The organism is Segatella hominis, from assembly GCF_019249725.2.
Lineage (GTDB): Bacteria > Bacteroidota > Bacteroidia > Bacteroidales > Bacteroidaceae > Prevotella.
This window is the reverse complement of sequence record NZ_CP137559.1, coordinates 2,873,733-2,886,632: the sequence shown is the minus strand read 5'-3', so window position 1 is coordinate 2,886,632 and position 12,900 is coordinate 2,873,733. Positions and strand designations below refer to the sequence as shown.

The window sequence follows — 12,900 nt, the reverse complement described above, 5'->3', positions numbered from 1 at the left end:
TATTTGGGTGCAAAGGTACGTTAAATCGAATAAAATACAAAATAATTCGTGGTAAATAAACTAAAAAAGGCATTCACGATGCTCGTGAATGCCTTTCTGATGATTACTTTGAGCAGTTTTTATTATTTTACGACCACTTTTTTACCGTTGATGATATAAACTCCCTGTTTAGGAGTTGAAACACGATGTCCCTGAAGGTTGAAGACTACGCTCTTAGCTTTGACGTCACCGGCAATCTGGCTAATGCCATCGGTATCGGTGCGTACAGCTGTAGCTGATACTTCCTTAGTTACTGAATTGAAGGTGAAGGTAACGTCGTAGATTCCGTCTTCTTCGATATAAATGGAGGCATTACCTTCAGGGTCAGTATCATCACCATAGTTCTCTGACCAATTGTGGTTAGCACAGATCTTATATTGATAACCGCCTTTGGCAATGGTCAGATTGGTCTTGGTCAGAATATAGGTGACGTTATCTTCCTGTTTGATCATATCGTTTTCTGTTGCTTCCGGATCCCATTCTACTCCGAGAATTGTGCCAAATCCAGCTACAGTCCATGTCTTTTCACCAATGACAGCATCACCTGTCTTTTTGGTGATTACACCGACTTCGTAGGTGTTTTCATTAAACTGGATAGTGATGTTATAGGTACCTGTTTCTTCTACCGTAAAGACATAGTTGGTTTGAGGGTACGATTCTGCCCAATTATGATTCTTCAGGACTTTAAGTTCGTTTTTCACATTTTTTTCAAGAATACAGTCGGTTTTGGTGAGCTCCCAGATGCCATTTCCTAAAGGAGTCAGGTCATTGTTAGTATCCGTTGCGTCCCAATGAGAACCGAAGAGAGTACTGGAACCAGCTGCAGTCCAGACATCTTGTGCCTGCAGGGTTAGGGTTGCGATACAAAGCATGATAAGGGTAAAGATTGTTCTTCTCATAATTGATGTAATTTAAATGTTAATAATTAAAATTGTATGCTTAATACGTTTTCTGTTTAAACGCATTTTTATGATTTAAAATTAGGTTTTTGGCATTACCAGGTGCAAATATACGAATTATTTCAATATGTTCCAAGGTTTTTAGAGAAAAGTTGCTTGATGAAATGGATAAAAAAGCAGGAGGGTGTGTCTAAAGTATAGAGACACACCCTCCCGGATAATTATATTCTTTAGATTTCTCCTTTCCACAACCCATGAAGGTTGCAGTATTCTCGAGCCACAACATCCTTGGCTTCTGCGTTGGTCAAGAAGATAGCTTCAGGCTTTTCGCCTGGCTTCAACTCGTGACGAAGCACATCTGTAGGGGTGAGCAACTCTATCCACTGGATGTAATGCTCTGGAAGCATCGGATGTTCTACGCTTCCTACCGTTACACGATATCCGCCCTCGATAGGTTCTATCACAGGCACATGTTTCTCCTTGGCACCATCACTGGTATTTTCCTTCATGAGCTTCATTGGCTCGCCGCAGCAACTGAGCACGGCTCCTGGGTTTACTACTTCTACCACGTTGCCGCAAATCTGGCAGCGGTAGATTTCTCTAATCTTAGTCATAATGATTCCTCCTTAATATTAATTGATGACCAAATTGAATGATAAAAAGCTAACCGGGACAGGATGATAGGATTCTGTCCGGTCTGGATATTCAGGTTTATTCCTCAACAGGACTAAACTCGTCTTTTCCTACTCCGCAAAGTGGGCAAACCCAATCATCTGGAATATCTTCAAATGCTGTACCTGGAGCGATACCGCCCTCTGGGTCGCCTACTTCTGGGTCATAAACCCAGCCACAAACATCACATACATATTTTTTCATAATGCTTTTGTTTTTGATGTTAATACTGTTAGTTAATTCACTCACTATCAGTAGAATATATTCTAACTGGTAGATGACACAAAGATACGTTTTATTTCAATAACTTCCAAATTTTTTAAGGCAAATGATGTTAAAAGCATGAGTTTGATAGCATATTTACTCAATCTGCCTTATTCTTCCTTGCTGTCAGCTACGATTTGTGGACCGCGTACCTTGTCTTTCAGCGACAGACCCTTTCTGATTTCTATATTCACGCCATCACTCAAGCCTGTAGTTATCTGGGTGCGGGCAAAATCCTGAGCAACTTTTTGTTGCTCAGGTGCTTATAAAAAACATTAAATTATAGTGTTGCGGAAATAAGGATAATGTAAAACCTCTTGTACAAATTGTATTTATCATGAATAAGAAAATTATTTGTTTGTTGCTTTTTGTGTTTCCTTTGTTGGTAAGAGCGCAGGAAATTTCAATAGGAGGTTCATGGGCTAATGAACCAGCAAAATTGGGTAAAAACAAAACATTAGACACAAGTGTTATGGAATGCATCTATAACTATCGTATTATAGACCATAGCATTGGAGATATGAGAGAGTATTATGCTATATTGGAAATAGGAGATACTGTTTCTAAATTTGAGAATTATGGTTCTTATAGGCTAGATTCTGTTCTTGTTGGAAAACAACAGATGACTAACGGAGAGTTTTTAAAAACCTATAATATGTATAGACCAGACTTTAAAGAATTCTTGTTAGAAAATGCAAATACAAAACGACTGTCTTATTATGGTAAGGTATCTATAGATAGTTATACCTATCAAGAGGATATACCTCAAATTGATTGGGTATTGTCTGATAGTACAAAGATGATTTGTGGATATTTATGCCATCAAGCAACAGCAGTTTTCCGTGGACGTAATTGGATAGTTTGGTTTTGTGATATACCGAAGAGTGTTGGCCCTTGGAAATTAAATGGCTTACCAGGACTAATTCTTGAAGCACAATCAGAAGATAAAGAGCATACTTTTACTGCCATTTCTGTCCGAAAGTCTAGTTCGCCAATAATTGTCAGAGACACAGAATATTTCAAGACTACTCGTGAGCTTTTTAACAAAGCTGTGGCTGATTACAAGTCTGATCCAACTAAGTCATGGAAAAATTCTCCTTTGGCTCCTAAAGATATGAATGGTAAAACGATGCCTATTCCGAAGAGAAAACTTTTTTATAATCCTTTGGAAAAGGAATAGCAGCAAGGCAGTTTAATAAAAACAAAAGTTTTAGCATGAGTTTCATCAAGCATATTGGGATGGTTGTCCTTGCGTTGCTAATAGCCTTGCCTCTCTCTGCCCAAACCTCTCTCTCGGGAATGGTAAGGGACGAGTCGGGAAAGGCTCTTGGCAATGTAATGGTTAGAGCCTACAATCAACATAAGAAGTTGAAGCGTTACGCACAGACGAATCGATAAGGTGAACTTGTCTTTGGAGTACTCTTATTACCAAATGCAAAATAGAGTGAAGGACTTGGGGACTACGATGCGAGAGCACCAAGGTAGCTTTGGGCTTTCTTTCTTCTGATACATTTATCAGTTGCGTCCTATCGGATGCACTTTCAGCGTAAAATATAATTTCTAATAATCCAATAAGGATGGTGACTTACTCGTCATCATCCTTATTGTTATCGGCTACGATTTGTGGACCTCTTACCTTGACCTTAATGACCTGATTAACCATTAGTATAGGTTAATAATCACAAAAAGTTACCCTAAGGTAAGTTACCTTTGGGTAACTTTTTGTATATTTGCAGGTGGTAAGAATTAAATAAAGCTGGTCAAACGAATTTAATTAGAAGAATATGGCAGTATTTCAATCTCCTTTTCTGTTTGGTACTTTGGCTACCGAAGAGAATTTTATCGACCGAACGGAAGACAGAACTTTGCTCAAGCAACTCCTGGCTTCCCATATCAACGTGATGCTCATTTCTCCACGTCGATGGGGAAAATCGTCGCTTGTAAAGAAGGCGATGACGGAACTGTGTGAAGAAGATAAGGAGGTGAGAATCTGCTATATAGATGCTTTCAGTATTGGCTCGGAAGCTGAATTCTATCGCACTTTTGCCAGTCAGGTCATAGCCTGCGCTTCTTCCAAGATAGAACGTTGGATAGAGGACGCCAAGAAGTTCTTGACGGGTGTAGTTCCACAGATTGTGGTTAACGATCAGATTACGGATTTTGTGGCTTTCGACCTGAAGTTTGTGCCGCAAGAAAGAGATAAGATGGCGATTCTCCAATTGCCTGAGTTGCTGGCGAAGGAAAAGGGAATCAGGATTATCGTGTGCATTGATGAATTTCAGCAGTTGGCTAATCTGCCGGAATATAAGGATATGGAGGGCAAGATGCGCTCAGTATGGCAACAGCAGCAGTTGACCTCTTATTGCCTTTATGGCAGCAAACGTAATATGATGCTCAACATCTTCAATAATTCCAACAGTCCGTTCTATCGTTTCGGACAGGTCATCTTCATGCAGAAGATAGCCAAGGAGCATTGGATTCCTTTTATCTTATCATCTTTTGAGAAGACCGGCAAGCGAATTTCAGAATCTTTTGCCAGCAGGATTTGCGATGTGGTGGAGTGTCATTCCTGGTATCTGCAGCAGTTGTGCTATTTTATTTGGAGCTTTACGGTTTCTGAGGTGACGGAAGAAGTGTTCTCTCTCGGTCTCAAGCAGGTATTGAACATCAATACCCCGATGTTTCAGAACGATACGGAAAATCTCAGTTCTACCCAGATAGAGATGCTCAAGGCGATAGCTGATGGTGAGCAGCATTTCTCATCACAAGCAGTGAAGCAGGTGTATAATCTGGGTAATCCCAATACGATAGTTAAGAACAAGAAGACTCTTCAGAACAAGGATGTCATAGAGAAGCAGAAAGCTGATTTTGTATTTGTTGATCCGATTTATCGTCTGTGGTTTAAGGAAGAGTATTGCTAAAAGGCAGAAAAGGTTCTTTGTGTCACCAGTGTCATCTGTCATTCCTAAGTAAGTTACTTAACTCTTTCAAGCAAGTTACTTAATTATCGTAAGTAAGTTACTTAGCCGTCAAAAGCAAGTCTCTTTTACCATTTGAATTAATCATCTTTCTGAGCTAATTATCAGAAAAAGAAAGAAAATCCGTGAGAGACCGTGAATAACCGTGAGAAACCGTGAATGGCGGATTCTCATGGATGTATCTTTGCATTGTGATTCAGAAAGGACTACAGACAATGCGCAGCGCTACTTAACTTTGTTCAGATGAAAGTTCTGCTTTTTTTCTAATTTTATAGAGACATTATGTTGTAGTTTCTTTATTTTTTCGTACTTTTGCAGAAAAGAGAGAGGAATGAAAGAAAAGGTCATATTTTTATTGTTAATCATCATGATTCTTGCATCTTGTGCAGGAAACAGGAAGTATGATGATTTGATGCAACGGGCAGATAGCATCATGAATGTTAATGACGACTCTGCGAAGGTTGCCATCCGGATGCTTGATGGGGTCAAATCCCAGCTGCCTGAGTTTTCCAAATCGCAAAAGATGCGCTATGAGTTGTTGCGTCATAAGGCGATGAACAAGGCTTGCATCACGTTCACATCTGATAGCGTGATGAAGGAAGTGGTGGATTATTATGACCATCATGGTTCGGCTAACGAGCGGATGCTTGCCAACTATGTGTTGGGATGTGTGTATAGAGATTTGCATGAGGCACCAATGGCATTGGAGTATTATAATAAAGCGACGGAGCAAGCCGATACCACAGCCACAGATTGCGACTATGGCACACTTTACAGAGTGTACAGCCAAATGGGAATTTTGTTTGATAAGCAATACTTACCTTATCAATTGTTAGATGCTTTTGGTAAGGCGGAGAAGTATGCCTATTTGGCAAAGGATACATTCAATGCCATTGTGAATTACCAAAACCGAAGCAGTGCATATTACTATTTAGGAAATACAGATTCTGTTATTGCAATAAACTTACATGCTGCAAGTCTGTTCAAGCAAATAGGAGATGACTATAATGCTATGATAGCCTTAGGCTGCAATTCTGACTATTATTTAGAAAAGCAAGACACAATTAAAGCGAAAAAGGCTTTTGAAGCATACTTTTCTACAGGGTATGAGGGAAATTTGGAATATGAAGATTCTAAGGCTTATGTATTATGCCTAAAAGGGAGTTATTATCTGTTTGTAAATAAGTTAGACTCAGCTTATGCCAATCTATCCCTAAGCTTAAAGTTATGTAAATCATATAGCGTCAAAGCTACTACAACAAAAACTTTGGCTCAGTATTATGCAAAGGTTAATCAACCGGCAATGGCTATGAAGTATGCCTTGCAAAGTTCTGAGTATAATGACTCTGACTTGATAGGAGCCAGAAAAACTCAGTTACAGCAAGTTAAAGCCATGTACGATTATGGCAGAAATCAAGAAATAGCAAGAAGGGCGGAGCTGAAAGCAAAGCACACAAATGAACTATATGATAGTTCTTGCTTGTGTCGTATTGTTCTTGTTCCTTTCTTATTTTTATAGAAAGCAGTTAGCTCTCAAGAAAAAGAGAATAGCAGCTTCAAAGCTGGTGTATGAGGACTGCTTGCTTAAACTTAAAAGGTTACAGGAAGAAAAAGCTCAACTTGTAGCAGAAAAAGACAAAAAACTGGCTCAAATTATAACAGAGAAAGAAAATGCAATCAGTAAATTAGTGTCAGAGATACATGATATACAAAACAGATACTCATTATCTTCGATGTCCGATGCTTATTTAGTTTTAAAGAATTCTTCCATTTACAAAAAAATCCAATGTATAGAAGCGCATCCTTTGGAAGAAATGACTGAGGAGGATTGGACGGAATTGGCTGATACGGTAGAGGAACTAATTCCTAACTTTATTCCTATGTTGAAGAACCGAGTCAGCGATAGAGATTATCGAATCTGCTTACTGATCAGACTCGGAATTCCTGCATCCTTAATGGCAAGACTTTTAAATCTATCAGATGCAGCAATCTCAAAAAGCAGGAAAACTATGTTGAAAAAACTGTGTGGAAAGGTAGGAAAGCCCAAGGAATTTGATGAGTATGTGCTACATATCCCATAATTTTTGGCATGGTAAAATAAAGATAAAATACTCATAACCTTTTCATTTTTAGTGTATTTGGTGAATGGTAAAAAATAGGTAAAAATTAAATTAATAATGTTCTTGCGTCTTTCCCTGCAATTTTGTACTTTTGCAGTGGAAATTAAAACAAACAACAACTAAAAAGTTGAGATTATGAAGAAATTGTTTTTAATGTCAGCCTTTGCGCTGATGGGAGTTGTGGCTAATGCTGCTGAGCATGTTGGAACAGTTGTAACTACGTCTTGTGGAAAACAAATCATGACAGTAGCACCTGAGTTTTTCTCTAAATCAGAGGAATTCGTTGACTATATAGAAGATTTGAACGAAACTTATTGCGGAGAAAGAAAAGGTGCTCATGCTGAAGCACGTATAAATTATAAATAATGTAAAATAGAGGTTTACTTATGGATAAAATAATTGTATTTTTGTGTTTTTGTGTATTTCCGTTATTGACAAATGCTCAAGAAATAACTATATCTGGACCTTTGGCAAATGAGCCTGCAAAGCTAGGTACGAAAAAAATAGTTGATTCTAGTATTATGGAATGCATCTATAACTATCGTATTATAGACCATAGCATTGGAGATATGAGAGAGTATTATGCTATATTGGAAATAGGAGATACTGTTTCTAAATTTGAGAGTTATGGTTCTTATAGGCTAGATTCTGCTCTTGTTGGCAAGCAACAAATGACTCTTGGAGAATATTTTGATTTCTACAATAAGTATAGTCCCGACTTTAAAGAATTCTTGCTAGAAAATGTAAATGCGAATAAATTATCTTATTATGGTAAGGTCTCAATAGATAAATTTATGTATCATGAGGAGGTTCCTCATATAGATTGGGCTTTATCCGATAGTACGAAAGAAATATGTGGCTATTTATGTCATCAAGCAACAGCTACTTTCCGTGGACGTAATTGGATAGCTTGGTATTGTGATATACCTAAAAGTGTAGGACCTTGGAAGTTAAATGGATTACCAGGGTTAATTCTTGCGGCGGAAACAGAAGATAAAGAGCATACTTTTTCTGCGATTTCTGTTCGCAAATCAAGTTCACCAATTACTGTCAACGACAAAGAGTATTTCAAGACAACTCGTGAGCACTTTAACAAGGCTTTGGCGGATTATAAGTCCAATCCTGCGAAGTCTTGGAAGAATTCTCCTCTGGCTCCTAAAGACATGAATGGTAAACCGATGCCTATTCCGAAGAGAAAACTTTTTTATAATCCTTTGGAAAAGGAATAGCAGCAAGGCAGTTTAATAAAAACAAAAGTTTTAGCATGAGTTTCATCAAGCATATTGGGATGGCTGTCCTTGCATTGCTAATAGCCTTGCCTCTCTCTGCCCAAACCTCTCTCTCGGGAATGGTAAGGGACGAGTCGGGAAAGGCTCTTGGCAATGTAATGGTCAGAGCCTACAATCAACATAAGAAGTTGAAGCGTTACGCACAGACGAATAGACAAGGTGAATTCCGTCTTGCCACCACCGCCCATGATTCTATCTCCAGTATCACCTTGTCGCGGTTGAGCTATGAGACGAAGACCATTTTGAGAAAGGACTTTGGAAAGCTCAAGAACATCACCTTGCACGATGAGGCAATCAATATCAAGGAGGTGGTGGTGAGAAGTGTGCCTATCCGCCAGAGCGGCGACACCTTGACTTATGATGTCAATGCCTTCAAGAAAGAAAAGGATAGAAGCATCGAGGATGTACTGAAGCGAATGCCAGGCATCAGCGTGGACAACACGGGAGGCATCTATTACCAAGGTGAGCGCATCAGTAAGTTTTATATCGAAAACATGGACATGCTGTCGGGCAACTATACCTTGGCTACCAAGAATATCCGCCCTGACGACGTGGCTGCGGTGAATGTCTATGAAAACCACCAACCCATAAGAGCCTTGAAGAATGTCTCCTTCTCCGACAAGGCTGCGCTCAACCTGAAAATCAGGAATAACCGCAAGCTGAAGCCTATCGGCTATCTTCAGCAAGGACTGGGCTATGATGACCAGACGCTGTGGAAGAGTGATGTCTTCGCCATGCAAATCAACAAAAAGTCGCAGCAACTTTTGTCGATGAAGGCAAATGACACGGGCTTGACTTATAATACGTCGCAGACTTTCGGACTCGACCAAGTTTCTGATTTCTCATCTTTTACTTGGGATGGAATCAGCCTTTCTGCACAAGATATTCCTAGTGTATCTTTGAACCGATATGTTGACAATAAGTCGGGAGAAGGAGCTTTCAACTCTCTCTTCAAGCTGAAGGACAAACGGACGCTTACCCTCAATTTGCGCTATGCCGGTGATGACCTGCACTACCAAAACCAGAAAAAATCCAGTATCTTTGTGGATGACAACCAGTATCAAGACTTCTCTGAGAAGGTGCAGGCGGCAGTATATTCTAATTCTTTGATGGGAAAGATAAAACTGGAGAACAATACGGAGAAAGTATATTTCCTGGATGACTTTACCTTCAACTCCAAGTTCTATCACAAGCATTTTGGGCTTGAGGACAACTTTGATGGCGCACAAAAGCAAAAATCAGCCAATTATCAGCTAACCAACCAGTTTAGCTCCATCTATCACGTTGGGAAGAAAATCTTTCAGTTGCAGTCCAACATCAAGTTCTCCAACACTCCTGTCAATCGTCTCCAAGCGATTCCTACCGACAAGAGTTGGGAGATGTGGCAAAGCCTCAACGAGACTGCCTTCCAGACCGACGAGCATACCTCTTTCGGATGGCAACTCGGCAGACTCGTACAAATGGGCGTCAAGGTAAACTTCGAGTCTTATTACAATAAGATTCGTTTATCCCGACTTCGTTCCGAGGAGAAGCTAGCCAACACTTTTCAGGGCTATATGCTCAATACAAGCGTGGAGCCTTACTTCCAGATGGCTTGGAACCGGCTTACCTGGGAGGTGAGAGTTCCGTTGTCTCTGCTCAATATTCATTTCGAGAATGTGGGAGAGGACAAGGATTTTCGTCATGATGACACCTATGCCAATGTCAACACCACCCTCGCATGGAAAGTGACTAAGGGACTGAAGTTTAGGTTGAGAGGAGGTTCCCGATGCAATTTCGGTGACATATCCAACTTTGTTACTTCACCGATATTCTACACTTACAAGGATGCGACGACCAAGGGCACCGGTAGCTTGACCAATCGAAACTCTCTCTTTGCAAGCGGCCATCTCGACTTCCACAATACAATGGATGGCGTCTTTGCTTCGCTTATGGGCTTGATAACTCGCTCGCAAACCAACTCGATGAGCCAAACGAGCGTATCGGATGGGGATATCTACAACAAGGTGTCCAAGAAGAAAAATACCATGCTCGACAAGTCGCTCACTCTCAATGCCAGCAAGAATTTCCGTAGCACGGATACGTCTATCTCGCTGATGGCAAGTTTGGGAAATTACCATACTAATATTCTGTCGAAAGACAATGTGCTTAAACTCGTAAATGATCGTTATCTGGTAAATACCCGATTGGAACAGGCGTTTTGGAGCGACAAGCTGAACTTGTCTTTGGAGTACTCTTATTACCAAATGCAAAATAGAGTGAAGGACTTGGGGACTACGATGCGAGAGCACCAAGGTAGCTTTGGGCTTTCTTTCTTCTTGGTAGAGGACTTGGAGTTGTTCGGCGATGTCAGCATGAACTGGCTCAAGGACGCAGACCATCAGGAGCATGAGAGCGATGCCAATGCTGGCATCCGATATAAAAAGAAGAGCATAGAGTTGGAGTTGCTAGCCCAAAACTTGACAAATCAAAGGGTTTATGTGGTCAATAAGCAGATAAAGGAGAGCAATTATCGATACATTTATCAGTTGCGTCCTATCGGATGCACTTTCAGCGTAAAATATAATTTCTAATAATCCAATAAGGATGATGACTTACTCGTCATCATCCTTATTGTTATCGGCTACGATTTGCGGACCTCTTACCTTCTTCTTCTCACTTTATAGAGACATTATTTTGTTGTTTCTTTATTTTTTCGTACTTTTGCAAAAAAAGAGAGGAATGAAAGAAAAGGTCATATTTTTATTGTTAATCATCATGCTTCTTGCATCTTGTGCAGGAAACAGGAAGTATGATGATTTGATGAAGCGGGCAGATAGCATCATGGATGCAGATGACGACTCAGCGAAGGTTGCCATCCGGATGCTTGATGGAATAAAGCCCCAGCTACCAGAGTTTTCCCAATCGCAAAAAATGCGCTATGAGTTGTTGCGTCATAAGGCGATGAACAAGGCTTGCATCACGTTCACATCTGATAGCGTGATGAAGGAAGTGGTGGATTATTATGACCATCATGGTTCGGCTAACGAGCGTATGCTTGCCAACTATGTCTTGGGCTGCGTGTACCGGGATATGCATGAGGCACCAATGGCATTGGAGTATTATAATAAAGCGACGGAGCAAGCCGATACCACTGCCGCAGATTGTGACTATGGCACGCTTTATAGAGTATACAGCCAGATGGGTTTTCTCTTTAGTAAGCAATATTTACTTTATCAAGAGTTGAATGCTTTTGATAAGGCGGAGAAGTATGCCTATTTGGAAAAGGACACCTTCAATGCTATCGTGAATTACCAAAATCAAGGAGAAGTCTATGATTTTTTAGGAAAAAAAGATTCGGCTATTGCTATAAATTTACAGGCAGCGAAGTTGTTTAAAAAACATGGCAACGATTATGCAGCAGCCATTGCTTTTGGATGTAATTACAAATATTATATTGAAAAGAAAGATTTTATTAATGCAAAGAAAGCTTTTGAGGCTTACAACTCTACAGGATATGAAGGCAATTCTAATTATGAAGATGCCAAAGCTTACGTGTTGTGTCTAAAAGGAACATACTATATGTTTACTGGTCAGTTAGATTCTGCTTGTTATATTTTACAGCAGAGTCTTAAGTTTTGCAAGTCATTTAGCAATAAAGCTGCAACAACAAAAGCATTGGCTCATTATTATGCAAAAGTTAACCAACCATCCTTGGCTATGAAGTATGCTTTGCAAAGTTCTGAGTATAATGACTCTGACTTGATAGGAGCCAGAAAAACTCAGTTACAGCAAGTTCAAGCCATGTACGATTATGGTAGAAATCAAGAAATAGCAAGAATGGCTGAGCAGAAAGCGAAACGAAGTACACAAATGAACTATATGATTGTTTTTGCTTGCGTCATTTTGTTCTTATTCCTTTCTTATATTTATAGAAAGCAGCTAGCTCTCAAGAAAAAGAGAATAGCAGCTTCAAAGCTGGTGTATGAGGACTGCTTGCTTAAACTTAAAAGGTTACAGGAAGAAAAAGCTCAACTTGTAGCAGAAAACGATAAAAAACTAACTCAAATTATAACAGAGAAAGAAAATGCAATCAGTAAATTAGAGGCTGAGATACATAATATACAAAACAAATACTCATTATCTTCGATGTCCGATACAGATTTAATTTTAAAAGATTCTTCCATTTACAAAAAAATTAAATGTATAGAAATGCATCCTAAGGAAGAAATGTATGAGGAGGATTGGAGGAAATTAGCTGATACGATAGAGGAAGTAATTCCTAACTTTATTCCAATGTTGAAGAATCAAGTCAGCTATAGAGATTATAGAATCTGCTTACTGATTAGACTTGGAATCTCTGCATCATTAATGGCAAGATTGTTAAATCTATCTGATGCAGCAATCTCAAAAAGCAGGAAAACGATGTTGAAAAAAATATGTGATAAGGAAGGTAAACCTAAGGAATTTGATGAATATGTTCTACATATCCAATAATTTTCGGCATGGTAAAATTTAGGTAAAATACTCACTAACTGCTTCTTTTAGAGAGTCTTTTGTGCATGGTAAAAAATAGGTAAAATTTAAATTGATAATTTTCTTGCGTATTCTATGGTAATTTTATATTTTTGCGGCAAAATTAAAAGCAAACAATAATTAA

Annotated in this window: 12 protein-coding genes; 9 read left to right on the top strand and 3 right to left on the bottom strand. The window is 39.3% G+C overall.

Annotation, left to right across the window (positions count from 1 at the left end):
• Positions 1–122: 122 nt before the first annotated feature.
• From KUA50_RS11695 to rd, 3 genes are all read right to left on the bottom strand, one after another.
• On the bottom strand, positions 123–938 hold the full coding sequence (locus tag KUA50_RS11695) for a hypothetical protein (RefSeq protein WP_218457512.1): 816 nt from the start codon (positions 936–938) through the stop codon (positions 123–125).
• A gap of 230 nt (positions 939–1,168) precedes the next feature.
• Positions 1,169–1,552, bottom strand: a complete 384-nt coding sequence (locus tag KUA50_RS11690) for a desulfoferrodoxin (protein ID WP_022110498.1) — start codon at positions 1,550–1,552, stop codon at positions 1,169–1,171.
• A 97-nt stretch (positions 1,553–1,649) separates the two neighbouring features.
• Entirely contained in the window at positions 1,650–1,814 is a 165-nt protein-coding gene (gene rd, locus KUA50_RS11685; RefSeq protein ID WP_022110497.1) for a rubredoxin, read from the bottom strand.
• A gap of 397 nt (positions 1,815–2,211) precedes the next feature.
• On the opposite strand from rd, the gene KUA50_RS11680 reads away from it, so the two are divergent.
• The 9 genes from KUA50_RS11680 (at position 2,212) to KUA50_RS11640 (ending at position 12,737) form a co-directional block, all read left to right on the top strand.
• A complete protein-coding gene (locus tag KUA50_RS11680; protein ID WP_218457513.1) occupies positions 2,212–3,054 on the top strand; it encodes a GLPGLI family protein in 843 nt (280 codons plus the stop codon).
• A 35-nt stretch (positions 3,055–3,089) separates the two neighbouring features.
• The gene (locus tag KUA50_RS11675; RefSeq protein ID WP_218457514.1) at positions 3,090–3,272 is read left to right on the top strand and encodes a carboxypeptidase-like regulatory domain-containing protein; all 183 of its coding nucleotides are present in this window, start codon (positions 3,090–3,092) and stop codon (positions 3,270–3,272) included.
• Between the two features lie 386 nt (positions 3,273–3,658).
• A complete protein-coding gene (locus tag KUA50_RS11670; protein WP_218457515.1) occupies positions 3,659–4,795 on the top strand; it encodes an AAA family ATPase in 1,137 nt (378 codons plus the stop codon).
• 388 nt (positions 4,796–5,183) lie between these two features.
• Positions 5,184–6,371, top strand: a complete 1,188-nt coding sequence (locus KUA50_RS11665; protein WP_218457516.1) for a hypothetical protein — start codon at positions 5,184–5,186, stop codon at positions 6,369–6,371.
• Positions 6,310–6,933 (top strand): hypothetical protein, encoded by a 624-nt coding sequence (locus KUA50_RS11660; RefSeq protein ID WP_218457517.1) that lies wholly within the window; start codon positions 6,310–6,312, stop codon positions 6,931–6,933. Before KUA50_RS11665 ends, KUA50_RS11660 begins: the two co-directional genes overlap by 62 nt.
• A gap of 174 nt (positions 6,934–7,107) precedes the next feature.
• Complete coding sequence (locus tag KUA50_RS11655) at positions 7,108–7,338, top strand: hypothetical protein (RefSeq protein WP_218457518.1); 231 nt, start codon at positions 7,108–7,110, stop codon at positions 7,336–7,338.
• Between the two features lie 20 nt (positions 7,339–7,358).
• On the top strand, positions 7,359–8,201 hold the full coding sequence (locus KUA50_RS11650) for a GLPGLI family protein (protein WP_218457519.1): 843 nt from the start codon (positions 7,359–7,361) through the stop codon (positions 8,199–8,201).
• A gap of 35 nt (positions 8,202–8,236) precedes the next feature.
• Positions 8,237–10,834, top strand: coding sequence for a carboxypeptidase-like regulatory domain-containing protein (locus KUA50_RS11645; RefSeq protein WP_218457520.1), 2,598 nt, complete (start codon positions 8,237–8,239; stop codon positions 10,832–10,834).
• Positions 10,835–10,982: 148 nt separating this feature from the next.
• Positions 10,983–12,737, top strand: coding sequence for a tetratricopeptide repeat protein (locus tag KUA50_RS11640; protein ID WP_218457521.1), 1,755 nt, complete (start codon positions 10,983–10,985; stop codon positions 12,735–12,737).
• The last annotated feature ends 163 nt before the right edge of the window (positions 12,738–12,900 follow it).